A 23,317-nucleotide genomic window follows, 5' to 3' on the forward strand; every position below is an offset into this window, starting at 1 on the left:
CTGGATGATGGTTTTGCTGCTTGCGGCCTTGCCAGGGATGTTCGCAACGCAAGGAATGTCGCAGGGCGCTGACATTCCGAACTGGTTGCAACGGCATGTCGGCACCGGGGATGGGCAGATCGCCCCCGTGGTGTTGCAACGGGCGCGGGCGCTTTATCAGCAGAAACGTCGCAAAGGGAAAGTCCGGAACCCCTGCTATATGGCCATGGATGCCACCCGGCCAAGCGCTGCGCCGAATGGTCAACCGGGACGCCGGTTTTACGTCATTTGCGAGGCGCGCAAATCCTTCCGCGCCGTGTCTTCGGGCTATGGCAATGGACGCAAGCTGCAACGGGCGAATTTCGCAAACGGGCGGCAATGCGCGAAAAACTTCAGCAACGCGGAAGGATCGAAGCTGACCACTGGCGGGTCTTATGTGACGGCGGAGACACGGACGTCGTTCAAGGGCTATTTCCGCCAGTCGGGCAAGAGGGTTCCGTTTTACCGCACGTTTCTGCTGTTTGACGGTGAGGGGGACACCAGAAATGCACGAGAGCGGGCGATTGGCGGGCATCCGGCGGTTTTCCTGAAATGGCAATGCCGCTTCAAGAACCCAGGCAGCCCGCATGCCGATAAGGACGGGTATGTCCCGTTCGGGCGACTGGTCGATTACACCAGCGGGCGCAGCAATGGGTGCACCACCTGGTCGCAGGCCGATTCCAGGGAGATCCTTGCGCTGGTCGAGGACAATCCAACGACGCTCTATATCTATCCTGAATCGGGTGACATTGATGCCGTGGCCAACACGGTCAAGGCCGGTGCATCGGTGGCGCGCGCGGGGCTTTACTGGAACGCGGCCTGCCTGTCAGCCATCGGCGCGCCGAAATTCTGGCCCAAACGCACGCTGCAGCCGATCATCAACAGCTGGCGACGGTCCCTGCCGAAACAGCCACCGCTGGAGTTACCCGTCTGCAAGTAACGTGGGTTAGGAGGACCGGACAGCGCGTTTTCAGATTTTGACGGGTGTCTGTTCTTGAGTCACAGCTAAGCGCCCAGCCGGTTAACAGCCGCACGGCGGCCCGGTCATCGTCCACTGACCGAAAGTCGATTGCCATGCAATTGACGCAGGTGGCCCCTCCCTTGGGCTGACGCTGGCCTGCGGTGGGTTGACACATCGGGAAGGTTCGCTTCGTCCTGCAAAGCCCGCGCGATGGCCAGACCGCGGGATGGCGATCAGACCTTTGTGTGATGCACTTTATGGCAGCCAAATCCGCAAAAGATCACCGCATTGCGCCTCCCTTGCCAAATCGCCAGCCCTTGCGGGCGGTCTGGCGATCGCGCGGCGGCCTGCGGCCTTGAGTCCGCGCGGGGGAAATCCCGCTTCGCCCTGCAAAGACCATTCCCGGACTTTAGCCGCGGCGCAGGAACTGGAACGCCGCTGACGCCCCCCAACCAGCGGCAATGGCGATGGCAAGCGACATGATCCCGTACCAGAACGGCTGTTCGCGCGAGAGCGTATAAAGCCAGCGTTCCAGCCCGACTTTGCGCACGTCGATCACGGTTTCGAACTCGGACACCACGCGGCCCTCGCGAGTCAGCAGAATACGGGTCAGATAGTCACCGGCCGTCAGGTTGGCCGGCAGCGCAATCGAGGTACGAAACAGGGTCTGTTCGTCGAGATTCACAGCGCCTTCCTGAACCGAGTAGGCACCGCTGTCCTTGCGGATACGGATGACGGCGTCGGTAAAGGATTGCGCATCCGCGACGGTGCTGGGTGCCCCGACCGAGCGGATGGCCTGCGGGATCGACACCCGGTGGCGCAGATCCTCGACATTCGACAACACCTTGGAGAGCGGCCCGGTTGTGGCCACGGTGTAATAGCTTGGGGCTGCGTCCACCTCGACGGACTCGACATTGACCCAGATGCCAAACCGGCGCTCTTTGCGGCGCACGGTAATCGGCTCGGACGGGCCGGAAATGGCGACCACGACGTCCAGCGGGGTCTCGGAAATGGGGGCTTCACGCTTGATCGCTCCAAAGACCAGGATTTCAGACCCATCGAAATTGGTGGTGATCGCCACCTTGTCCTTGGACAGGCCCAGCACCACCTCTTCTGCCATCGCGGGCAGCGCCATGAGGCAGAGAAGAGCGGCCAGTCTCAGCATCAGTGCCCGCCCCCGGCCCCGCCCAGCGAGAACAGCTCGCTCGGCATGATCAGCAGGTCCAGCGCCAGCTTGCCACACACTGCCAGCACCATGATGGCCAGCAGGATGCGCAACTGCTCGGCAGGCATTTTCACACCGATCCGCGCACCAACCTGTGCGCCGATCACGCCTCCAATCAACAGCAGCACCGCCAGGACGATATCGACCGTAAAGTTGGTCGTGGCGTGCAGCATCGTGGTGAAGGCGGTCACGAAAATGATCTGGAACAGCGACGTGCCCACGACCACCTTTGTCGGCATCCCCAGAATATAGATCATCGCGGGCACCATGATGAACCCGCCACCCACGCCCATGATCGCAGCCAGAACGCCGACGCAAACCCCGACGATCAACGGTGGAATGGCGCTGATGTAAAGTCCGCTGGTGCGAAACCGCATCTTGAACGGCAGCTTGTGCACCCAGCCATGTTTCTTACGCTTGGGCGGTGCCCCTTTGCGCGTATTGCGGATCGCGCGCAGGCTTTCGACAAACATCATCGCGCCGATGATCCCGAGGAACACCACGTAACACAGCTTGACCAGCAGATCGACCTGGCCCAGTGATTTCAGGTAGTTGAAGACCAGAACACCCAAGGCGGCACCGAAAAGGCCGCCGATCAGCAGCACCGTTCCCATCTTCAGATCGACCGTTCGTCGCTTCAGATGGGCCAGCACGCCCGAAAAGGAGGAGGCGACAATCTGGTTGGCTTCCGTCGCAACGGCAACGGCGGGTGGGATGCCGATGAAAAACAAAAGCGGCGTCATCAGAAAGCCGCCGCCAACCCCGAACATGCCGGACAGAACCCCGACCAGACCGCCCAATCCCAACAACAGGAAGGCGTTGACGGACACTTCGGCGATGGGGAGGTAAATTTGCATGAAAACTCCTAGCCCCATGTCCCTGTCCATTGCAAGGGAAGAGGCCGGGGAAAAGCCGTCAGGCCTGATCAATTCTGCCGAACTGGACTTATCAGTTGCCCGTCTGGCCCTAGAACGGACCTATCTTTCCTTCACATAGGGTTCGCCACCGGCGCGCGGCGGGATGGCTTTGCCGACGAAACCGGCCAGAATGATGACTGTCAGGATGTAGGGCAATGCATCCATCAGCTGCACCGGGATCACCACACCACCCAGATCAATGTTCTGATAGCGCAGGGCAATCGCTTGCAGGAAGCCGAACAGCAACGTCGCCCATAGCGCGTGCCAAGGTCGCCATTTGGCAAAGATCAGCGCGGCCAGCGCGATGAACCCACGCCCCGCCGTCATGTCCTTCACGAAGCCCGCCTGCAGAGCGGTGGCCAGATAAGCCCCGGCGATACCACACAGCACACCGCAGATCGCCACCGCGGCAAAGCGCAGACCAACAACCGACACGCCCGCCGTGTCCACCGCCGCCGGGTTCTCGCCCACTGCCCGCAGGCGTAGCCCAAAGCGTGTGCGATACAGCAGCCACCAGCTGGCCGGGACACAGGCCAAGGCCAGATAGACCAGCATCGTGTGCCCCGAGATCAGCTCGTAGTAAAGCGGACCCAGCAAGGGTATGTCGCGTAGGGCCTCGGCAAACGGCAAGGTGATCGGCTCAAACCGCGCGCCGCCCACGAGGGAGGGCGTGCGACCGCCTTCCTTGAACCAGTCCTGCGCGATCAGCACGGTCATGCCGGCTGCCAGGAAATTGATCGCCACGCCCGAGATCAGTTGATTGCCCCGGAAGGTGATCGAAGCCAGTCCATGCAGCCCGCTGAGCACCATCGACGATGCGATCCCGGCCAGCAGGCCGATCCAGACCGAGCCGGTGACAAACGCCACCGCCGCCGAGAAGAACGCCGCCATCAGCATCTTGCCCTCAAGCCCGATGTCGAAAATCCCCGCCCGTTCGCTGAACAGCCCCGCCAGACAGGACAGAAGCAGCGGCGTGGCCAGTCGGATCGTGCTGTCGAGCACCTGAAGGGCGGTCAGAAAATCCATGGCGCTACACTTTCGTCGTGGCCAGTTTATAGGCCGCAAAGACAAAGAAGGTGCCCAACGCCCCTTCGATCCAGCGTCGCGCCTTGGTGTAGGCTGCGCGAATGGGCCGGGCCGACATCGCCATGGCCCAGGCCCCGTGGCAGACAAAGGAAATCGTGCAGGCCCCGGCAATGAAGAGCAGGACAATCCCGATGCCCCCGCCCGCCGTCGCCCCGATCGAGGCAATAGCCAGCCAGAAGGCAATCGCCTTGGGGTTGGTGACTTGCAACAGATAGCCGATCATGAAATGCCGCCGTGCACTGCGCCGTTTGACGTTGAGTGGCTGAAGATCAGGTGGATTTCGCATCTTCCTGAACGCGCCCCAGGCCAGATAAAGCAGATAGGCAGCCCCGATGACGCGCAGGCCGGTCATGGCCCAGGCGGCCTGGGACAGCAAAAGGCCGACCCCCAACATGGTCAGGATGTTGATCGTCGCGCTGCCAAGGGCAATGCCCGCCGTGGCGATCAGGGCAGGCCCGCGCCCTTCGCTGGTGGCCACACCAATCAGCATCGCAACCGATGGTCCCGGCGAAGACGCCCCGACCAGCAGGATCGCATAGGCGGCGATGAAACCGGGGAGAAAGGGGGTGATATTCATCATTCAGCTCCGGTAGGTCGCGATTTTGAAGGCCGCGAAGGTAAAGAACACGCCCAGCCCCGCTTCGATCCAGCGGCGGGCACGTTGATAGAAGGCCACCACCGGACGGGTGGAAAAGGTGATCGCATAAGCAAGATGGCCCAGTGCCGAGATCACTGTCGCACTGACGATCAGCGCCAGCCCCATCCAAAGCGGGGCCTCCGGGCCGAGGCCGATCCCCACGATGGCAATCCAGTGCAGCGCTGCCTTGGGGTTGGTCATCTGGATGGTGATACCCCGAAGGTACAGATTACCGCCCTTTGCCGCTTTTGTGACCAGCCGGTCCGATGGCGTTGCGGCAGAGCGAAACGCCTTATAGGCCAGCCATAGAAGATAAAGCGCGCCAAAGATTTTCAGCACCGTGATCGCACCTGCATAGGCCGAGACCAGCGCGGTCAGGCCCGTCACGGTCAGTGTGGCCCAGAGGCCCGAACCGGTCGCCACGCCCAGGGCCAGGGCGCTGCCTTGGGCACGGCCGCGCTCCATCGAGGTGCCGATGATCGACAGGATATTGGGGCCGATGCTGATGAAGCCGACCATGAAAATGCCAAGGGCGAGGAAGAGGCTGCTCAACTCTGCGCTCATGTCTGCTTGTCCTTCCGAAAGGCCAGGAACACGCGTTCCAACGGCATCCGCACCATGTTGTCCAAGGCTCCGGTGAACAGGATCACCAGCGCCTGAATGACCACGATCAACTCGCGGGGGATCGACGTCCAAAGAGCCAGTTCCGCGCCGCCCTGATAGAGGAACCCGAACAGGATCGCCGCCAGGAACACGCCGATGGGATGGTTGCGCCCCATCAGGGCCACGGCGATGCCGATAAAGCCCGCGCCCTCGGTCGCGTTCAGCACCAACCGTTCGGCCTCGCCCATGACGTTGTTGATCGCCATGCAGCCCGAAAGCGCGCCCGAGATCAGCATCGCAATCACGACAATCCTGGTCGGGGATATCCCGGCATAACGCGAGGCGGATTCCGATTTCCCCAGCGCGCGGATTTCATAGCCAAGCCGCGTGTGCCAGATCAGCAACCAGACCAGCACGCAGGCGATCAGCGCCACGATCAGGCTGATATTAACCGGGGCGGCCTTGGAAAACGCGATGCCAAAGGGAGCTAGAATGTCATGCAGAGTGGGCAGATGCGCCCCTTCGGGGAACTTGGCGGTGGCCGGGTCCATCGCGCCTTCGGGGCGCAGCACATTGACCAGCATGTAGTTGAGAAAGGCCGCCGCGATGAAGTTGAACATGATCGTAGTGATCACGATATGGCTGCCGCGTTTGGCCTGCAACCAACCCGGGATCAGCGCCCAAAGGGCACCAAACACCGCCGCGCCGATGATCGCCGCCGGCAGGGCCATGGCCCAGTGCGGCCATGGGATCATCAGGCAGACAATGGCCACGCCCAGCCCGCCGACCATGGCCTGCCCTTCCGAGCCGATATTGAACAGCCCCGCATGGCTGGCCACGGCAAAAGCAAGGCCGGTGAACATGAAATTGGTGGCATAGTAAAGCGTGTAGCCCCAGCCATAGGACGATCCCAGCGCACCGGTGATCATCAGCTTGACCGCCTCCACCGGGTCTTCGCCGATGCCGATGATCACGAGGGCAGACAGGATCGCAGCCAGCAGCAGCGAGATCAGCGGCACCAGCACCGCATCGGCCCAGGCTGGCATCTTATCCATGATGGCTCTCCACCTCTTCAGCCTGTGCAAACTGTGCGGCCTCGACGGCCGCAAATTCATCGTCCGGATGACCGGTGACACCGGCCATCAGCAGACCCAGTTCCTTCTCATCCGTCTCGCCGGGCAGACGTTCGCCCATGATCTTGCCATCGAACATCACCGCGATCCGGTCGGACAGGGACAGGATTTCCTCAAGTTCGACACTGACCAGCAGAATGGCCTTGCCCGCGTCGCGCAGGCTGACGATCTGTTGGTGAATAAATTCGATCGCGCCGATATCGACGCCGCGTGTGGGTTGTCCGACCAGCAGAAGGTCGGGATTGCGCTCGATCTCGCGGGCCAGAACAATTTTCTGCTGATTGCCGCCACTGAAATTCTTCGCCGACAGGCGCGGATTGGGGGGGCGCACGTCAAAGCGGCCCATCTTGGCCTCGGCCTCGGCCAGAATGGCCTTGTTGTTCATCAATGCCCCGCGTTGATGCGCCGGGTCGTGGTGATACCCGAAAATAGAGTTCTCCCACGCGGCGAAATCCATGATCAACCCTTCGCGCTGACGGTCCTCGGGCACGTGGGCAATGCCCCGCGCGCGCCGCGATTGCCCGTCCGAGTGGCGCCCGGTCAGATCAATCTCCTGCCCGTTTACGCGCACCTGCCCGCGGGCGGGCTGCATCCCGCCCAGCACCTCCAACAGCTCGGATTGGCCATTCCCGGCCACGCCCGCAATGCCAAGAATTTCACCGGCCCGCACGGACAAATCGATGCCTTTCAGACGCTCGACACCCTGATCGTCGGTGACGGAAAGCCCTTCGATTTCCAGCACGGTATCTTTCGGTGTCGCGGCCACTTTATCCACCTGCAACAAGACTTTACGCCCCACCATCAGCTCGGCCAGATGTTCGGGGCTGGTCTCGGATGTCTTGACGGTCGCCGTCATCTCGCCCCGGCGCATGACCGAGACGGTGTCGGTAATCTCCATGATCTCGCGCAGTTTATGGGTGATCAGAATGATGGTTTTGCCTTCATCGCGCAGCCGGTCGAGGATGCGAAACAACTGATCCGCCTCGGCCGGGGTCAGCACGCCGGTGGGTTCATCAAGGATCAGGATATCGGCCTGCCGATAGAGCGCCTTGAGGATCTCGACCCGTTGCTGCATGCCCACGCCGATATCCTCGATCAACGCGTCGGGTTTCACATGCAGGCCGTATTCGTCGGCCAGTTGTTCCAAGGCAGTACGCGCCTTGGCCAGACTTGGGCGCAGAAGCCCGCCATCTTCGGCCCCGAGGATCACGTTTTCCAGCACCGTGAAATTCTCAACCAGTTTGAAATGCTGGAACACCATGCCGATGCCCGCAGCAATCGCCGCCTGGCTGTCAGGGATCTTAACCTCTTGCCCGGAAATGAAAATCTGACCGCTATCGGCCTTGTAGAACCCATAGAGGATCGACATCAGCGTGGATTTACCAGCGCCGTTTTCGCCGATGATCCCGTGGATTGTGCCCGGCATCACCCGGATGGAAATGTCTTTATTGGCCTGAACCGGCCCGAACGCCTTGGAAATCCCTTTCAGTTCGATGGCGGGATCGCTCATCAAGAGGCTCCCCAGGCTTTTAACAATGCTGCATTTCGATCTGACATCGCTTGTCCCCCGGCTTGGTCAAAGGGCGCGCAAGACAGCTCCGCGCGCCCTGTCTGCTTACTCGACCGGGCAGGTGTTGTCGGACATGTAGTCATGCACCACCAAGGCACCGCTGCCGATCTCTTCTGCAGCCGCATCGACGGCGGCCTGCATGTCGGCAGTTACAAGGCTTTCGTTATGTTCATCCATGGCATAGCCAACACCGCCATTGCCAAGACCCATGACAAAGAAGCCGGTTTCCAGATCTTCGCCGGCCTTCATTGCTTCGTAAACCGCGTTATCGACGCGTTTCACCATAGATGTCAGAACCTTACCGGAATGCAGATAGTTCTGGTTGCTATCAACACCGATTGACAGGATGCCTTCATCCGCCGCGGTTTGCAGCACACCCACGCCCGTGCCACCGGCGGCTGCGTAAACCACATCGGCACCCTGGCTGATCTGGGCCTTGGTCAATTCCGAGCCCTTGACCGGGTCGTTCCAGGCCGCAGGGGTGGTGCCCGTCATGTTCTGGATCACGACAGCATCCGCGTTGGCCGCCTTGGCGCCCTGCACATAGCCACAGGCGAATTTGCGGATCAGGGGAATGTCCATCCCGCCGATAAAGCCGACCGTGCCGGATTCCGAGGCCATTGCCGCCATCATGCCCACCAGATAGCTGCCCTCGTGCTCGTTAAAGACGACCGAGCGCACGTTGGGTTGATCCACCACCATGTCGATGATGGCGAACTTGGTGTCAGGGTAATCCGGCGCTACCTCGGCCAGTGCGTCGCCAAAGGCAAAACCGGTCATCACGATGGGGTTGTTGCCCGCCTCGGCAAATCGGCGCAGGGCCTGTTCACGCTGGGCTTCGGATTGCATTTCAACTTCGTTATAGCTGCCGCCGGTTTCCTCGACCCAGCGTTGCGCGCCGTTATAGGCGCTTTCGTTGAACGACTTATCGAACTTGCCGCCCAGATCAAAGATCAGTGCCGGATCGGCCAGCGCCATGCCTGTGCCCAGCGCAAGAGCAGCCGCAGCGCCGGAGAGCGTTTTGAAATATGTCATGAAGTGTCTCCCTGTGGTTTGGGCCGATGCCATTTGTCTGGCGGCAACGGTCCCCGAGCAGATTGGTTTGGGTCCGGACTCAAGTAAGCCCGCAAGCGGCCATGATGGTCAATAGCCAAACCCCTTTGCCCCCGCGTCAGATGCGGGCAATTGCCGGACCTGCAGGCAATCACGCGGTCAGGCCAGGGATTTCTCCATAATCAATGCATCCACACGGCCCGACCCGGCCCTGTCGTAATAGGCTGCGCGGCGGGCAATCTCGCGGTAGCCGGCGGTGTCATAGAGCGCGATAGCGGGGCTGTTATCCGCCGCGACCTCCAGAAACGCGCGGGTTGCACCGCGACCTGCCGCTTGCGTCTCGAACGCGGCCAACAAATGGCGCGCGGCGCCCTGGCGCTGGGAATCCGGATCAGTGGCGATGGTCAGAATCTCGGCCTCATCCGCCACCACGCGACCCAGCACAAAGGCATCGGGTTCGCTCAGCACAAAGACATGCGGGCTGTCCAGAAGGGCGGTGAGTTCCTCGGTGCTCCAGCCCCGCGACGCCCCGGCAAAGGCGCGGGCCAGAAGGGCCGACATCATTTCAGGCGTCATTCAGGATCACAGGCGGGACATCCCGCGATGGCGCGGCATCGGCGGGTTTGAGATACAAGGGTGCCGGGGCCGGGCCATCCGCAGGCGCGTGTTGGGCAATCCGTGCGATCGAAGTCACCAGCTCTTCCGGGCGGGTCAGCCATTGGGCGCTGCGCGATACCTCTGCGACAGGCACAAGGGTTGGGGCGGCCTCCCCGATCTGCAGATATGCTGTATCGCGCGGGCCAGCGATGGCGGCGATGTCACTGGCAGAAAATGCCCGCAAAGCGGCTAGGCAGGACACACCAATCGCCGGGATCCCAAGCCCCAGAGCCAGACCACGCGCCGCCGAGACCGAAATGCGAATGCCGGTGAAATTCCCGGGACCGACGCCGACACCAATACGGTCGAGGTCGGCGAATCTCATTCCTTCGCCGCTCAGCAATTCTTCCAGCAAAGGCATCAGCCGTTCGGCTTGCCCGCGCCCCATCTCTTCGGCTTTAACGACAACCCGGTCACCCGACAGCAAAGCGGCCGCGCAATGCGCGGCCGATGTATCGAATGCCAGAACCGTCGGGTCAGACGCCAACAGGGCGTACCTCGGTCACTTCGGGGATGTAATGGCGCAGCAGGTTCTCGATCCCCATCTTCAAAGTGATGGTCGAGGACGGGCACCCGGCACAGGCCCCTTGCATATGCAGGTAGACCACACCGCGATCAAATCCGTGGAAAGTGATATCACCCCCGTCCTGCGCCACGGCGGGACGCACACGGGTATCCAGCAGCTCTTTGATCTGGCCGACAATTTCACCGTCTTCGCCGGTATGTTCGGCATGACCCGAGGAGGCCGCGGAATCGCCGATCATCACCGGTTTGCCGGACTGGAAATGCTCCATGATCGCGCCCAGAATGGCGGGCTTCATGTGATCCCACTCGGCGTCTTCACCCTTGGTGACGGTCACGAAGTCATGGCCGAAAAACACGCCTGTGACGCCCTGAACTTTGAACACCCGCTCGGCCAGTGGCGATTTCTCGGCCCCTTCGGCGGTGGGAAAGTCAGCGGTGCCAGCCTCCAGCACGGTTTGACCGGGCAGGAATTTCAATGTCGCCGGGTTCGGCGTGGACTCGGTTTGAATAAACATCAGGCGTTCCTCTCGAATGCCCTCTTGATATGCGCCCGAGGGTTCGTGAAGTCAAGGATTAGAACCGTTCTAAAAGATGATCAGGTGATCGCTTCCAACCGCTCTTTCGACAGATCGCCGGGCACGATCGTCACCGGAATGGGCAATGTCCCCGAGTTTTTCGACAATTGCGTCACCAAGGGGCCCGGCCCTTTGCGGCCCGTCCCGGCGCCCAGCACCAGAACCCCGACTTCCGGATCGTCCTGTACCTGCGCCATAATCTCAACCACCGGTTCGCCTTCGCGGATCACCAGTTCAGGGTCCACCCCCTGCTTGTCGCGCATCCATTTGGCGAACACTTCGAAATGCGCATGAATCCGCTCGCGCGCCTCTTCGCGCATCAGATCGCCGACGCCGATCCAGTGATTGAACTCATCCGGTGGAATCACCGCGAGGATTTCGACACCTGCCTGCGTATGCGCCGCCCGCATCGCGGCAAACCGCATCGCATTCAGACATTCGGTGCTGTCATCCAGAACCACAAGAAACTTACGCATGACGTGTTCTCTCCCTCAGCGCCGCATCATGCCGACAATCGCCGGATGGGGCAAGCCAGCGCATGGCCTGTGCTTTCATTGTTCTGAAAATACGTGAAAGACCCGGGGTCAGACAGGCATCAGCGCCCAGTAATCCAGATCCAGCATCACATGGGGCAACCACCGTCCGTCTTCGCCCTTCAGCTCGAACGGCGCACCGCCTTTGGTGGCCACCAGACGCAGCCGGATCGCGCCCACGCCGGGGGCAGATGTTTCGGCCTTGTCCAGCACTTCGGACCAGCATTTGATCGTATCACCCGAATAGCAGGGATTCGCGTGGGTGCCGCCATTCAGGCCCACCACCATCTGCGCATTGGCCAGACCATTGAAGCTGAGCGTGCGGGCCATCGAGATCACATGCCCGCCATAGATCAGACGTTGCCCGTCTTCGCGCAGAGTGGCATCGAAATGCACCTTGGCGGTGTTCTGCCACAGGCGCGTGGCCATCATGTGTTCGGCCTCTTCGACGGTGACACCATCCACATGGTCAATCGTCTCGCCGATCTCGTAATCGCCCCAGCGATGCGGCTCACCGGCGAGGGTGAAATCGTAGTTGGTGAAATCGAGACCCTCGGGGATCACAAGATCGGCAGGGTCGACAACTTTGGCAAGCTCCGGAATCACCGTTTCGGGGGCTGCCAGATCAAGATCGCGTTTGCGCACCATCGCCCAGCGCACGTAATCCAGAACCACATCGTCATGCTGGTTCATGCCGCGCGTGCGCACCCAGACGACGCCGCTTTTGCCGTTCGAGTTCTGCTTGACCCCGATCACTTCCGAGGTCGAGCGGATCGTATCGCCCGGCCAGACCGGTTTCAGCCACCGCCCTTCAGCATAGCCCAGATTGGCCAGCGCGTTCAGCGAGATATCGGGCACCGTTTTGCCAAACACCACGTGGAAGGCCGCGATATCATCCAGCGGGCTGGCCTGCAGGCCACAGCCACGGGCGAATTCGTCCGAGGAATAGAGCGCGTGGCGGGCCGGGTAGAGCGCGTGATAAAGCGCCCGCTCGCCGCCTGACACGGTGCGCGGAACGGCGTGGTGGATCGTCTCGCCCACGGTGTAATCTTCGAAAAACCGGCCTGGGTTGGTCTTGGCCATGCTCACTGCTCTCCCAGCTTCATATCGGGTGAGTAATCACCCTCTGCTTCTTTCACCACGGCCTGACCGCAGCGCATTACCCCATTCGCATGATCATAGGCATAGGTCGGATCGCCATGCAGCGCCCAGCCCTTGTTCAAGGCCGCTGTCACCTTGTGGCAAAAGGCCGACGTGTCATCGCCACTGAGGAAACGATAAAGCTTCATGCCGCTTCACCCAAAAGTCGGATATCCGGCCCAGTAATGCAGGCCGACAACGACCGCGTACACCACCAGGGTGATCACAATCGCGCTGATTTCCTTGGAGGTCGGGACGGGGTCCGGCGGCGTCCAGTCGCGGTTGGCACGATTGATCACGATCACCTCGACCACGGCCCAGGCCAGCAATCCACCAAACAGGACAATCGACGCAATATCGCCGTTGACCAGCAAATGCGCTATGGCCCACGTTTTGAACGCGGTCAGCTGCGGATGGCGAATCTTGCGCGCCAAAGCCGTTTTCGCAGCCGACACAGCAAACAGATAGATTGCCAATAGCATCAGCAGGTTGTTGATGCCGACGGTGGCCGGATGGCGGCCCCAAAGCACGGCGGTGTCGGCCGCTTTGTAGCCCAGCACCATCAGTACGATGCTGACCAAAAGGACAAGCGCCACGATCCCGCGGCCTTTGTCACCCATCGCCTCGCGGCGCTCAGGTGCCAGTCGTTTGAACAAATGTGCGCCGGCCCAGAGGGCAACACCTGCGATCAAAATCAACATCGTTTTAGTCCTCCTTGGCCATGTCTGCCACCGCACGCGCCTTGGCCAACACGCGTTGTGCCGCCACAACATGCAGGTTTTCGACGATGTTGCCATCCACCACGGCAATACCCTTGCCGTGTTCCATGCTGTCTTCAAAGGCGGCGATCTGACGTTCGGCCAGATCAATCTCGTCCTCTGTGGGGGCAAAGGCGGTGTTTGTCACCTCGATCTGCCCCGGATGGATCAGTGTCTTGCCGTCAAAGCCCAGATCCCGGCCCTGTTCGCATTCGGCCTTCAGCCCGTCATTGTCGCGGAACTTGTTATAGACGCCATCGACGGCAATCACCCTGGAGGCGCTGGCGGCCATCACGATGGTCTGCAGCGCCAGCATCAGCGGCAAACGGTCGGGGCGATAGCGCGAGCTGAGTTCCTTGGTCAGATCATTGGTCCCAGTCACAAGCCCAAACACACGCGGATGGGCCGCGATTTCACGGATATTGAACACGCTGATCGGGGTTTCGATCATCACCCAGATCGGCATGTCGGGCCCCAGCAGATCGGCCAGGTTATAGACATCGGACGAGGCATTCACCTTGGGCAGCAGGATCGCGTCGGCCCCGACATCGCGCAGGGCATGCACATCATCCAGCCCCCAGGCTGTGGTCAGCGCGTTCACCCGTACGATCTTGTAGCGTTTGCCATACCCGCCTTCCCGCAGCGCCTCTGCCACGGCCTCGCGGGCGGCAACCTTGGCATCGGGGGTTACGGCGTCTTCAAGATCAAAGATAATCGCGTCGCACGGCAAGTGACGGGCCTTGTCCAGCGCCTTTCCCATCGAGCCGGGGATATAAAGAACAGACCGAAACGGGTGGTTGGCGATATCCATGGGGGCCTCTTCTGGCTGGGCTGCACCTTGCAACAATCGTGCGGAGGGATGCCATTTTTTGGTGGATTTGTTCAAGCCTTTTCTCGCCGCAGCGCAGAAACACGGCGTTACCAATAAAAGAAGTTCAGTATTGTACCGCCAATTACAAAAAAGACTGTATTAGCAGCTACCCATCGCAATCGCGTTGAGGCCGCCAAGTTCCACTAAACTCCAATTTACCTTCCAAGCCTAGCGCCACCGCCAAAGATACGTTGAAGCCGATTTCTTCAGGCCGTGGCTTTGAACTGCAAACCAATTCCAATGTGGAATTGATGGCTTGTTCCGTAATCATTTTAACTTCCTCAGCGGTTGGAAGGCTAGGGGATCTACCAAAAAAATTCACTTTTTTGATTGAACCACCCTCGTCTATTTGGCTGAAAATAAACTCTTTATCTGCGGTGGTTATAGGTGCCGGGTACACACCTTCCAGATTACCTTCCGGATCAAAATAAGCGAAACTTGAATTTGGCTGCTCGTCGAAAACGAAACCTCCAGATTGGGAGAATTTCATATCATCAAAGTTTTTCTCAACAGGAACCAATTCAACGTTGCCGGTTTCCTCATTAACTTCCGCGATGTATCTCAAAGTCATATTTTCTTTCGAATCTTGGGCCATTGCAAAAGTTGCGCCCAACACCTGCAAAAAACACGATAAGAAAATCGGTTTCATAGCAATACTCCTTAAGGTTTTGAGGGCCACGCTAGAGACAACTCTAACGTTCGTCCAGCTACATGATTCCATCCCAGATCAGCTTGGCCCCCGTCAGGCTGAGCAGCACGTAAGTGATTGCGAAAAACGCGCGTTCCGAAACCAGAAGATGCGCTTTGACGCCCAACCATGCCCCCATCAGCGCGAAGGGGGCCAATGCCAGATTGATCTTGAGCGTCTCAAACGTGAACATTCCCAACATCGCGTAGGGGATGAATTTCGCGATATTGACCAGCCAGAACACCAGCACCGTGGTGGCCTGAAACGGTGTCTTGCCCAAGCCGCGTGACAACAGATAGACCGCCGCGGGCGGCCCACCTGCATGACTGACAAAGCTGGTAAACCCCGCGATGAGACCCGCACAGGCCCCGCCCCAGACCGGCATCGGGCGTTTGGGCGGGCGCAACAGCCCGGCGCGGCGGCTGATCTGCCAGAGCACGAAACCCAGCGATATCACCCCGATCAGCAAGCGCAGCAAATCTGCATCTGCCTGTCGATAGAGCCACGCCCCCAGCGCGACTCCGGGCAGCGCCCCCAGCACCAAAACCCGCGCATCGGGCCAGCTCCATTTGCGCCAATAGGGCTTCAGCGTCGCCAGATCGATCAGCATCAAAAGCGGCAGCATGATCCCCAACGCCATCCCCGGCGGCATCACCAGCGCCAGAATCGCAGCACTGGCAAAGGCCGCCCCCGAGCCAAAGCCGCCTTTCGAGATACCCGCGAACATCGCCGCCAGCGCCATGAGCGCAAAAATGGCTATCGACTGTCCATCGCCCGGCATGTGGCCTTAACCCCCTCTTTCCTTACTGCTTTAGCGCGAACATCCGTGCCGCGACACCCCGCGCCTCCGTTTATGCCGCAGCGCGGCACCCTTGCGCCCTGCGCCATTTGCCACTAGGCCATGACCCAAATTTCCAAAGCATCGGAGACCAATCCCATGGCCAGACCCAAAATCGCGCTGATCGGTGCGGGCATGATCGGTGGCACGCTCGCCCATCTCGCCGCACTCAAGGAACTGGGCGATGTCGTCCTGTTTGACATCGCCGAAGGCATCCCCGAAGGCAAGGCGCTGGACCTTGCAGAATCCGGCCCTGTCGAAGGGTTCGATGCCGACCTGCAAGGCACACAATCCTATGCAGATATTGCCGGTGCCGATGTCTGCATCGTGACCGCCGGTGTCCCGCGCAAGCCGGGGATGAGCCGTGATGACCTGCTGGGGATCAACCTGAAGGTCATGAAATCGGTCGGCGAAGGCATCAAAGAGCACGCGCCGAATTCCTTTGTCATCTGCATCACCAACCCGCTGGATGCGATGGTCTGGGCCCTGCGTGAATTCTCGGGCCTGCCGCATGAAAAGGTTTGCGGCATGGCCGGTGTGCTGGACAGCGCGCGCTTCCGTCACTTCCTGAGCCTGGAATTCGATGTATCCATGCGTGATGTCACCGCCTTCGTTCTGGGCGGACATGGCGACACGATGGTGCCGCTGACCCGCTATTCCACCGTGGCCGGTATCCCATTGCCCGATCTGGTCGAGATGGGCTGGACCACGCAGGAAAAACTGGACGCGATTGTTCAGCGCACCCGCGATGGCGGCGCCGAGATCGTTGGCCTGCTGAAAACCGGCTCGGCCTATTACGCCCCCGCTGCCTCGGCGATCGAGATGGCCGAAGCGTATCTGAAAGACCAGAAGCGCCTGCTGCCCTGCGCGGCCCATGTGGACGGGGCCTATGGCCTGAACGGTTTTTACGTGGGCGTTCCCACGGTGATCGGGGCCGGTGGCGTTGAGCGCGTGGTCGAGATCAAGATGAACAAGGACGAGCAAGCCATGTTCGACAAATCCGTCGACGCGGTCAAAGGTCTGGTTGAAGCCTGCAAAGGGATCGACGGCTCGCTGTCCTGATCCCGGGAACAGACTGACATTCTTCAGGGCCGGTATTCTCGGCCCTGATTCTATTTTAAAACAAGTATTTCCTGCCATTCATCTATTTTGTGATCACAGCTATTAATCGTGTGATCACAAAACACATAAATCTCGCTCAAATCCATGTGAAAAGCTAAAAAGCCATTTATTTTGCCTAAAGGCTTATGGGTATAACTGGTCCAAATCGAAGCAAAACGGGACAGTTCCATGAATATCCATGAGTACCAGGCCAAGGCCCTTCTGCGCTCTTACGGCGCTCCGGTCTCGGACGGACGCGTTGTGATGCGCGCCGAAGAAGCCAAGACCGCAGCAGGGGAACTTGATGGCCCCCTCTGGGTCGTCAAGGCGCAAATCCATGCAGGGGGCCGCGGCAAGGGCACATTCAAGGAACCCGGCGCCGGTGAAGCAGGCGGCGTGCGCCTGACCAAATCGGTGGAAGAAGCCGCCGAAGAGGCCAAGCGGATGCTGGGCCGCACCCTGGTGACCAAACAGACCGGCCCAATCGGCAAACAGGTCAACCGCATCTATATCGAAGATGGTTCGGGCATCAAGAACGAAATGTATCTCGCCCTGCTGGTCGATCGCCAAACCAGCCGCGTCAGCTTTGTCTGCTCGACCGAGGGCGGGATGGATATCGAAGAGGTGGCGCATTCCACCCCCGACAAGATCCTAAGCTTCAGCATTGACCCTGCTACTGGCTATCAGGCCTTCCACGGCCGCCGCATCGCCTTTAACCTCGGGCTGGAAGGCAAGCAGGTCAAACAATGCGTCGCGCTGATGGGCACGCTCTATTCCATGTTCGTTGAGAACGACATGGAGATGCTCGAAATCAACCCGCTGATCACCACCGACACCGGCGATCTGAAATGCCTTGATGCGAAAATGGGCTTTGACGGCAACGCGATGTATCGCCACCGCGACATCGCCGAGCTGCGTGACACGACCGAGGAAGACCCCAAGGAACTGGAAGCCTCCAAATACGACCTGAACTACATCGCGCTGGATGGCGAGATCGGCTGCATGGTCAACGGCGCGGGGCTGGCCATGGCGACGATGGACATCATCAAGCTTTACGGCTCGGAACCGGCCAACTTCCTCGACGTTGGGGGCGGTGCCACCAAGGAAAAGGTGACCGAGGCGTTCAAAATCATCACCTCGGACCCGCAGGTCAAAGGCATTCTGGTGAACATCTTCGGCGGCATCATGCGTTGCGACGTGATCGCCGAGGGCGTTGTGGCCGCCGTGAAAGAGGTCGGCCTGAAGGTGCCGCTGGTTGTCCGTCTGGAGGGCACCAATGTGGAAGAAGGCAAAGCGATCATCAACAATTCAGACGTTGACGTGATCGCCGCCGACGACCTCAAAGACGGCGCCGAGAAAATCGTCGCGGCGGTCAAAGGCTAAAAGTCGGGCCTGCCCCGGGAGCAAACATGCAGATCGAAGCGTTTCCCTTTCCATTCTACCCACTCGAGAGCCCGCTCCATGCGCTCGTCGTGATTGGCGTGAGCGTGGTCTTCTGGTTGGTCGGGAAGGGTAATCGGCTTATTGGATCAAATCCCGATTTCGTGCGATGGGACGCTCGGAACCATTCGTTCTTCTGGTTTTTTGCTAAACGCTCAGCAAGCGTTGCCGAACAACGCATTTGGCTTCCTGATTGGCACTTCCGGATGTACGCGTGTGGCGGCCTTCTGCTGCAATGGATCGGCTGTGTTCTCGGATCGTTTGGCCTCGCCTGTCTTGTCATCTCACTCATACAGAATTTTTGAACTAGGAGCCTATATCAATGGCCGTACTCGTAGACGAAAACACCAAAGTGATCTGTCAGGGCCTCACCGGCTCGCAGGGCACGTTCCACACCGAACAGGCCATTGCCTATGGCACCAAGATGGTTGGCGGGGTCACCCCCGGCAAAGGCGGGCAGACGCATCTGGACCTGCCGGTTTACAACTCGGTCCATGAAGCAATGCATGAAAGCGGCGCGAATGCGTCGGTGATCTATGTGCCGCCCCCCTTCGCGGCGGACTCTATCCTTGAGGCGATTGATGCCGAGATGCCCCTGATCGTGTGCATCACCGAAGGCATCCCGGTGCTCGATATGATGCGCGTCAAGCGCGCGCTGGAAGGCTCGACCAGCACCCTGATCGGCCCCAACTGCCCCGGTATCATCACACCGGACGCCTGCAAGATGGGCATCATGCCCGGTCATATCCACCAGCGCGGCAGCTGTGGTGTTGTCAGCCGCTCGGGCACGTTGACCTATGAGGCGGTCAAGCAGACCTCGGATGTGGGCCTTGGCCAATCCACCTGCGTTGGTATTGGCGGCGACCCCATCAAAGGGACCGAGCATATCGACGTGCTGGAATGGTTCCTGGCCGATGATGAAACCGAGTCGATCATCATGATCGGTGAAATCGGCGGCAGCGCCGAGGAAGAAGCCGCACAGTTCATCAAGGACGAGGCCAAAAAAGGCCGTTCCAAACCCGTCGCAGGCTTCATCGCCGGCCGCACCGCCCCTCCGGGCCGCCGCATGGGCCATGCCGGTGCCATTGTGGCCGGTGGCAAGGGCGGTGCCGAGGACAAGATCGAAGCCATGCGCAGCGCCGGGATCATTGTCTCGGAAAGCCCCGCCGGTCTGGGCGAGGCGATGATGAAGGCGATTGGGTAAACCTGAATGTTACGCAACCGTCGCATATCGCGCGTAGGGCGGGGTTCACCCCGGCAATCTGCGTGGCGGGGTGAACCCCGCCCTACGCCGCCTGACCGCGAGACGAGTGTAACATGATCGACCTCCCACCATCACTCCCCGTTGTCACGGAATGTGCTCCAGCTGTGGCTGAGAATTGGAAGGCAGCGGAAGAGTGCATTCTCTCGCTAGGATACAAACGTTCCGAGCCTCAGGGTTTTTGGACACAGATTGAGATTGATTACTGGGGCGCCATTCAGCAATCTGCCATGCCCAACCAAATCACAGTAGAGCAATGGAAAGCGGCAAGACAGGCCGAGAAAGAACTCTATGACAGTCTCGAAACGGGAGGGCTTCAGTTTATGGAGCCTGACCAACCGTTTCTTACAACCGACTTTGTCTTTGGAAACACTGCAAACCCGCTATCCATCAAGAGACTCTATGTAAAAGGACAGACTTCCGCCGTCGTCCTGTTAGACGAAGGGCCGGGCGCCACCAGTATTAGCCTGTTTTCTACACAACCATGGGTCGGTTTTGAAGAGTTTTGGATTACGTCCGCCTCGGTTGCCTTCGAGCGCACCGAAACTGTCCCCGTTCATCGAGTGGAAGTTGTTTATCCTGCATGTTGGACGGATGAGGAAAAGATAGAAATCGCTAAAGACTATAATGATTGCTCAAAGGGAGCGAGTTTCGACCTCCTACACGCAGATCAAACGGCATTTGAACAGTATCTGGGGCGACCATCTCAATTTGCATTCAGTGCGGACTTCACAATCATCCCAAGGAATTTGGAGGCACAACCATGACCGACCAATCCCCCAACGACCAGTTTCACGCCTCGTCCTTCATGCAGGGGCACAACGCGGAATATCTGGAGCAGCTTTATGCGCGATACGCCAATGACCCCAACGCGGTAGACGAGGCCTGGCAATCTTTCTTTGCTCAGTTGGGCGATGGCGAGGTTGAGGTGAAGCGCGAGGCGGCGGGTCCGACCTGGGCGCGGGGCGATTGGCCGCCGATGCCCGCTGACGATCTGACCAGCGCGCTGACCGGGGAGTATCCGCCCGAGGCCGAGGCGCATGAGGCAGGCAGCAAGATCAAGGCCAAGGCCGCCGAGGCCGGGGTTGAGGTGAGCGACGAGGCGATGAAACGCGCCGTGCTGGACTCGGTGCGCGCGCTGATGCTGATCCGGGCTTATCGTATCCGGGGCCATCTGGCCGCTGATCTGGATCCGCTGGGCCTGCGCGAGATGCCGCATCGCCCCGAACTGGACCCGAAATCCTACGGCTTTACCGAGGCCGACATGGACCGCCCGATTTTCATCGACAACGTCCTTGGCCTGCAGATCGCCTCGATCCGCGAAATCCTGTCGATTGTAAAGCGCACCTATTGCGGCACTTTCGCACTGCAATACATGCATATTTCCGATCCTGAACAGGCCACATGGCTGAAGGAGCGGATTGAAGGCTTTGACAAGGAAGTCCGCTTTACCCGCGAGGGCCGCAAGGCGATCCTGAAAAAGATGGTCGAGGCCGAAGGGTTCGAGAAATACCTGCATGTCAAATACATGGGCACCAAACGGTTCGGTCTGGATGGCGGTGAAAGCCTGATCCCGGCGATGGAGCAGGTGATCAAACGCGGTGGTCAGCTGGGTGTGAAAGACATCGTGATCGGTATGCCCCACCGGGGCCGCCTGTCGGTTCTGGCCAACGTGATGGCCAAGCCCTACCGCGCGATTTTCAACGAATTCCAGGGCGGCAGCTTCAAACCCGAGGATGTCGATGGATCGGGCGACGTGAAGTATCACCTTGGCGCCAGTTCCGACCGCGAGTTTGACGGCAATACTGTACACCTGTCCCTGACGGCCAACCCCAGCCACCTTGAGGCGGTGAACCCCGTTGTGCTGGGCAAGGTGCGCGCCAAGCAGGATCAGAAGAACGACGAAGACCGGACCGCCGTTCTGCCGGTGTTGTTGCATGGCGACGCGGCCTTTGCCGGGCAAGGCGTTGTGGCCGAGTGTTTTGGCCTGTCGGGCCTGAAAGGGCACAAAACCGGCGGCACGATGCATATCGTGGTGAACAACCAGATCGGCTTTACCACGGCCCCGCATTTCAGCCGCTCCAGCCCCTACCCGACAGACATTGCCCTGATGGTGGAAGCGCCGATTTTCCACGTCAATGGTGATGACCCGGAGGCGGTGGTACATGCCGCCAAAGTGGCCACGGAATTCCGCCAGAAATTCCACAAGGACGTGGTGATCGACATCATCTGTTATCGCCGCTTTGGCCATAACGAGGGGGATGAACCGATGTTCACGAACCCCATCATGTACAAGAAAATCAAGAGGCAAAAGACCACGCTGGCGCTGTACACCGAGCGGCTGGTCAAGGACGGCCTGATCCCCGAGGGCGAAATCGAGGATATGAAGACCCAGTTCCAGGCCTATCTGGCGGATGAGTTTGAAGCGGGCAAAGACTATCGACCCAACAAGGCCGACTGGCTGGATGGCAAGTGGTCACATCTGGATCGCAAGGACGAGGATTACCAGCGCGGCGAAACCGCCATCAAGCCTGAGACCATGGCCGAAATTGGCCGCGCACTCAGCACCGCGCCAGAGGGCTATCCGCTGCATAAAACCGTCGGACGGCTTTTGGAAACCAAGGCCAAGATGTTTGAGAGCGGCAAAGGGTTCGACTGGGCCACCGCCGAGGCGATGGCCTTTGGCAGCCTGCAGCTGGAGGGCTACCCGGTGCGCCTTTCCGGGCAGGATTGTACACGCGGCACGTTCAGCCAACGCCATTCCGGGCTGGTTAATCAGGACACGGAGGAGCGGTATTATCCGCTGAACAATATCCGCGCAGGGCAGGCACAGTACGAGGTCATCGACTCGATGCTGTCGGAATACGCTGTACTGGGCTTTGAATATGGCTACACGCTGGCCGAGCCCAACGCGCTGACGCTCTGGGAGGCGCAGTTTGGCGATTTTGCCAACGGGGCGCAGATCATGTTCGATCAGTTCATCAGCTCGGGCGAAAGCAAATGGCTGCGGATGTCGGGCCTCGTCTGCCTGCTGCCGCATGGCTATGAGGGGCAAGGGCCGGAACACTCCAGCGCGCGTCTGGAACGGTTCCTGACCATGTGCGGGCAGGATAACTGGATCGTTGCCAACTGTTCGACCCCGGCCAACTACTTCCACATCCTGCGTCGCCAATTGCACCGCACCTTCCGCAAGCCGCTGATCCTGATGACGCCAAAATCCCTGCTGCGTCACAAGATGTGCATCTCGCGCGCCGAGGATTTCACCACCGGATCGTCTTTCCACAGGGTGTTGTGGGACGATGCGCAATACGGCAATTCAGATACCAAGCTGAAAGCGGATAAACAGATCAAGCGCGTGGTGATGTGTGCCGGGAAGGTCTATTATGACCTGCTGGAAGAACGCGACGCACGGGGGCTGGACGATGTCTACCTGATGCGCGTCGAACAGTTCTATCCCTTCCCCGCCATGGCCATGGTCAAGGAACTCAGCCGCTTCAAGGGCGCTGAAATGGTCTGGTGTCAGGAAGAGCCCAAGAACCAGGGCGCATGGTCGTTCATCGAGCCCAATATCGAATGGGTGCTGGAACGCATCAAAGCCAAACATACGCGACCCGTCTATGCAGGCCGGTCTGCGTCGGCCTCGCCCGCGACGGGCCTTGGCAGCCAACATAAAGCACAACAAGAGGCGCTGGTGGATGCCGCGCTGACCATGGAAGGGAAATAACCC

At 59.8% G+C, this 23,317-nt stretch carries 25 protein-coding genes; 7 read left to right on the plus strand and 18 right to left on the minus strand.

Annotated features, from left to right (window positions below; all coding sequences use genetic code 11):
* Positions 1-55 precede the first annotated feature (55 nt).
* A complete protein-coding gene (locus V6N02_RS13795) occupies positions 56-958 on the plus strand; it encodes a hypothetical protein (RefSeq protein WP_371226177.1) in 903 nt (300 codons plus the stop codon).
* 430 nt (positions 959-1,388) lie between these two features.
* On the opposite strand, the gene V6N02_RS13800 is transcribed toward V6N02_RS13795, so the two are convergent.
* The 18 genes from V6N02_RS13800 to V6N02_RS13885 all read right to left on the minus strand — a co-directional run bounded on the left by V6N02_RS13800 (position 1,389) and on the right by V6N02_RS13885 (position 15,731).
* On the minus strand, positions 1,389-2,144 hold the full coding sequence (locus tag V6N02_RS13800) for a TIGR02186 family protein (RefSeq protein ID WP_371226178.1): 756 nt from the start codon (positions 2,142-2,144) through the stop codon (positions 1,389-1,391).
* Positions 2,144-3,061, minus strand: coding sequence for a sulfite exporter TauE/SafE family protein (locus V6N02_RS13805; RefSeq protein ID WP_371226179.1), 918 nt, complete (start codon positions 3,059-3,061; stop codon positions 2,144-2,146). Before V6N02_RS13805 ends, V6N02_RS13800 begins: the two co-directional genes overlap by 1 nt.
* A 120-nt stretch (positions 3,062-3,181) precedes the next feature.
* The gene (locus tag V6N02_RS13810) at positions 3,182-4,147 is read right to left on the minus strand and encodes an ABC transporter permease (RefSeq protein ID WP_371226180.1); all 966 of its coding nucleotides are present in this window, start codon (positions 4,145-4,147) and stop codon (positions 3,182-3,184) included.
* Positions 4,148-4,151: 4 nt separating this feature from the next.
* Positions 4,152-4,784 (minus strand): LysE family translocator, encoded by a 633-nt coding sequence (locus V6N02_RS13815; protein WP_371226181.1) that lies wholly within the window; start codon positions 4,782-4,784, stop codon positions 4,152-4,154.
* A gap of 3 nt (positions 4,785-4,787) precedes the next feature.
* Entirely contained in the window at positions 4,788-5,408 is a 621-nt protein-coding gene (locus tag V6N02_RS13820; RefSeq protein WP_371226182.1) for a LysE family translocator, read from the minus strand.
* Positions 5,405-6,502, minus strand: coding sequence for an ABC transporter permease (locus tag V6N02_RS13825; protein ID WP_371226183.1), 1,098 nt, complete (start codon positions 6,500-6,502; stop codon positions 5,405-5,407). The genes V6N02_RS13820 and V6N02_RS13825 overlap by 4 nt, the downstream gene beginning before the upstream one ends.
* Positions 6,495-8,090 (minus strand): ABC transporter ATP-binding protein, encoded by a 1,596-nt coding sequence (locus V6N02_RS13830; RefSeq protein ID WP_371226184.1) that lies wholly within the window; start codon positions 8,088-8,090, stop codon positions 6,495-6,497. Before V6N02_RS13830 ends, V6N02_RS13825 begins: the two co-directional genes overlap by 8 nt.
* A gap of 105 nt (positions 8,091-8,195) precedes the next feature.
* Positions 8,196-9,185, minus strand: coding sequence for a BMP family lipoprotein (locus V6N02_RS13835; RefSeq protein WP_371226185.1), 990 nt, complete (start codon positions 9,183-9,185; stop codon positions 8,196-8,198).
* 177 nt (positions 9,186-9,362) lie between these two features.
* Positions 9,363-9,779 (minus strand): GNAT family N-acetyltransferase, encoded by a 417-nt coding sequence (locus tag V6N02_RS13840; RefSeq protein WP_371226186.1) that lies wholly within the window; start codon positions 9,777-9,779, stop codon positions 9,363-9,365.
* Positions 9,769-10,347, minus strand: coding sequence for a tRNA (adenosine(37)-N6)-threonylcarbamoyltransferase complex dimerization subunit type 1 TsaB (gene tsaB, locus V6N02_RS13845; RefSeq protein WP_371226187.1), 579 nt, complete (start codon positions 10,345-10,347; stop codon positions 9,769-9,771). The genes V6N02_RS13840 and tsaB overlap by 11 nt, the downstream gene beginning before the upstream one ends.
* The gene (locus tag V6N02_RS13850; protein WP_371226188.1) at positions 10,337-10,900 is read right to left on the minus strand and encodes a NifU family protein; all 564 of its coding nucleotides are present in this window, start codon (positions 10,898-10,900) and stop codon (positions 10,337-10,339) included. Before V6N02_RS13850 ends, tsaB begins: the two co-directional genes overlap by 11 nt.
* 80 nt (positions 10,901-10,980) lie before the next feature.
* The gene (locus V6N02_RS13855; protein ID WP_371226189.1) at positions 10,981-11,436 is read right to left on the minus strand and encodes a universal stress protein; all 456 of its coding nucleotides are present in this window, start codon (positions 11,434-11,436) and stop codon (positions 10,981-10,983) included.
* Between the two features lie 108 nt (positions 11,437-11,544).
* Entirely contained in the window at positions 11,545-12,576 is a 1,032-nt protein-coding gene (locus tag V6N02_RS13860) for a MaoC family dehydratase (protein WP_371226190.1), read from the minus strand.
* A gap of 2 nt (positions 12,577-12,578) precedes the next feature.
* Complete coding sequence (locus tag V6N02_RS13865; protein ID WP_371226191.1) at positions 12,579-12,782, minus strand: DUF1737 domain-containing protein; 204 nt, start codon at positions 12,780-12,782, stop codon at positions 12,579-12,581.
* Positions 12,783-12,788: 6 nt separating this feature from the next.
* Positions 12,789-13,334, minus strand: a complete 546-nt coding sequence (locus tag V6N02_RS13870; RefSeq protein ID WP_371226192.1) for an NnrU family protein — start codon at positions 13,332-13,334, stop codon at positions 12,789-12,791.
* 4 nt (positions 13,335-13,338) lie between these two features.
* Positions 13,339-14,202, minus strand: coding sequence for an HpcH/HpaI aldolase/citrate lyase family protein (locus V6N02_RS13875; RefSeq protein ID WP_371226193.1), 864 nt, complete (start codon positions 14,200-14,202; stop codon positions 13,339-13,341).
* Positions 14,203-14,368: 166 nt separating this feature from the next.
* A complete protein-coding gene (locus V6N02_RS13880) occupies positions 14,369-14,911 on the minus strand; it encodes a hypothetical protein (RefSeq protein WP_371226194.1) in 543 nt (180 codons plus the stop codon).
* A gap of 58 nt (positions 14,912-14,969) precedes the next feature.
* Positions 14,970-15,731, minus strand: coding sequence for a sulfite exporter TauE/SafE family protein (locus V6N02_RS13885; protein WP_371226195.1), 762 nt, complete (start codon positions 15,729-15,731; stop codon positions 14,970-14,972).
* Between the two features lie 156 nt (positions 15,732-15,887).
* Here V6N02_RS13885 and mdh point away from each other — a divergent pair, with 156 nt between their 5' ends.
* From mdh to V6N02_RS13915, 6 genes are all read left to right on the plus strand, one after another.
* Entirely contained in the window at positions 15,888-16,850 is a 963-nt protein-coding gene (gene mdh / locus V6N02_RS13890; protein WP_371226196.1) for a malate dehydrogenase, read from the plus strand.
* 228 nt (positions 16,851-17,078) lie between these two features.
* Positions 17,079-18,272 (plus strand): ADP-forming succinate--CoA ligase subunit beta, encoded by a 1,194-nt coding sequence (gene sucC / locus V6N02_RS13895; RefSeq protein ID WP_371226198.1) that lies wholly within the window; start codon positions 17,079-17,081, stop codon positions 18,270-18,272.
* A 26-nt stretch (positions 18,273-18,298) separates the two neighbouring features.
* Positions 18,299-18,634, plus strand: a complete 336-nt coding sequence (locus V6N02_RS13900; protein ID WP_371226200.1) for a hypothetical protein — start codon at positions 18,299-18,301, stop codon at positions 18,632-18,634.
* 17 nt (positions 18,635-18,651) lie between these two features.
* On the plus strand, positions 18,652-19,533 hold the full coding sequence (gene sucD / locus V6N02_RS13905; protein ID WP_371226202.1) for a succinate--CoA ligase subunit alpha: 882 nt from the start codon (positions 18,652-18,654) through the stop codon (positions 19,531-19,533).
* A 113-nt stretch (positions 19,534-19,646) separates the two neighbouring features.
* Positions 19,647-20,357: a hypothetical protein gene (locus V6N02_RS13910; RefSeq protein ID WP_371226204.1), complete on the plus strand. Its 711-nt coding sequence runs from the start codon at positions 19,647-19,649 to the stop codon at positions 20,355-20,357.
* Positions 20,354-23,314, plus strand: a complete 2,961-nt coding sequence (locus V6N02_RS13915) for a 2-oxoglutarate dehydrogenase E1 component (RefSeq protein ID WP_371226206.1) — start codon at positions 20,354-20,356, stop codon at positions 23,312-23,314. The genes V6N02_RS13910 and V6N02_RS13915 overlap by 4 nt, the downstream gene beginning before the upstream one ends.
* The last annotated feature ends 3 nt before the right edge of the window (positions 23,315-23,317 follow it).

The sequence above is a fragment of the Roseovarius conchicola genome (assembly GCF_041403425.1).
In the GTDB taxonomy this organism is placed as follows: domain Bacteria; phylum Pseudomonadota; class Alphaproteobacteria; order Rhodobacterales; family Rhodobacteraceae; genus Roseovarius; species Roseovarius conchicola.

Excerpts from the sequence above, each read along its gene's own strand:
- V6N02_RS13805 (WP_371226179.1), bottom strand. The coding sequence starts at position 3,061 with ATGCAAATTTACCTCCCCATCGCCGAAGTGTCCGTCAACGCCTTCCTG.
- V6N02_RS13810 (WP_371226180.1), bottom strand. The coding sequence starts at position 4,147 with ATGGATTTTCTGACCGCCCTTCAGGTGCTCGACAGCACGATCCGACTG.
- sucD (WP_371226202.1), top strand. The coding sequence starts at position 18,652 with ATGGCCGTACTCGTAGACGAAAACACCAAAGTGATCTGTCAGGGCCTC.
- V6N02_RS13820 (WP_371226182.1), bottom strand. The coding sequence starts at position 5,408 with ATGAGCGCAGAGTTGAGCAGCCTCTTCCTCGCCCTTGGCATTTTCATG.
- V6N02_RS13860 (WP_371226190.1), bottom strand. The coding sequence starts at position 12,576 with ATGGCCAAGACCAACCCAGGCCGGTTTTTCGAAGATTACACCGTGGGC.
- V6N02_RS13875 (WP_371226193.1), bottom strand. The coding sequence starts at position 14,202 with ATGGATATCGCCAACCACCCGTTTCGGTCTGTTCTTTATATCCCCGGC.
- V6N02_RS13865 (WP_371226191.1), bottom strand. The coding sequence starts at position 12,782 with ATGAAGCTTTATCGTTTCCTCAGTGGCGATGACACGTCGGCCTTTTGC.
- V6N02_RS13825 (WP_371226183.1), bottom strand. The coding sequence starts at position 6,502 with ATGGATAAGATGCCAGCCTGGGCCGATGCGGTGCTGGTGCCGCTGATC.
- V6N02_RS13815 (WP_371226181.1), bottom strand. The coding sequence starts at position 4,784 with ATGAATATCACCCCCTTTCTCCCCGGTTTCATCGCCGCCTATGCGATC.
- sucC (WP_371226198.1), top strand. The coding sequence starts at position 17,079 with ATGAATATCCATGAGTACCAGGCCAAGGCCCTTCTGCGCTCTTACGGC.
- V6N02_RS13800 (WP_371226178.1), bottom strand. The coding sequence starts at position 2,144 with ATGCTGAGACTGGCCGCTCTTCTCTGCCTCATGGCGCTGCCCGCGATG.
- V6N02_RS13835 (WP_371226185.1), bottom strand. The coding sequence starts at position 9,185 with ATGACATATTTCAAAACGCTCTCCGGCGCTGCGGCTGCTCTTGCGCTG.
- V6N02_RS13850 (WP_371226188.1), bottom strand. The coding sequence starts at position 10,900 with ATGTTTATTCAAACCGAGTCCACGCCGAACCCGGCGACATTGAAATTC.
- V6N02_RS13870 (WP_371226192.1), bottom strand. The coding sequence starts at position 13,334 with ATGTTGATTTTGATCGCAGGTGTTGCCCTCTGGGCCGGCGCACATTTG.
- V6N02_RS13840 (WP_371226186.1), bottom strand. The coding sequence starts at position 9,779 with ATGACGCCTGAAATGATGTCGGCCCTTCTGGCCCGCGCCTTTGCCGGG.
- V6N02_RS13880 (WP_371226194.1), bottom strand. The coding sequence starts at position 14,911 with ATGAAACCGATTTTCTTATCGTGTTTTTTGCAGGTGTTGGGCGCAACT.
- V6N02_RS13855 (WP_371226189.1), bottom strand. The coding sequence starts at position 11,436 with ATGCGTAAGTTTCTTGTGGTTCTGGATGACAGCACCGAATGTCTGAAT.
- mdh (WP_371226196.1), top strand. The coding sequence starts at position 15,888 with ATGGCCAGACCCAAAATCGCGCTGATCGGTGCGGGCATGATCGGTGGC.
- V6N02_RS13900 (WP_371226200.1), top strand. The coding sequence starts at position 18,299 with ATGCAGATCGAAGCGTTTCCCTTTCCATTCTACCCACTCGAGAGCCCG.
- V6N02_RS13830 (WP_371226184.1), bottom strand. The coding sequence starts at position 8,090 with ATGAGCGATCCCGCCATCGAACTGAAAGGGATTTCCAAGGCGTTCGGG.
- V6N02_RS13795 (WP_371226177.1), top strand. The coding sequence starts at position 56 with ATGTCGCAGGGCGCTGACATTCCGAACTGGTTGCAACGGCATGTCGGC.
- V6N02_RS13915 (WP_371226206.1), top strand. The coding sequence starts at position 20,354 with ATGACCGACCAATCCCCCAACGACCAGTTTCACGCCTCGTCCTTCATG.
- V6N02_RS13885 (WP_371226195.1), bottom strand. The coding sequence starts at position 15,731 with ATGCCGGGCGATGGACAGTCGATAGCCATTTTTGCGCTCATGGCGCTG.
- V6N02_RS13910 (WP_371226204.1), top strand. The coding sequence starts at position 19,647 with ATGATCGACCTCCCACCATCACTCCCCGTTGTCACGGAATGTGCTCCA.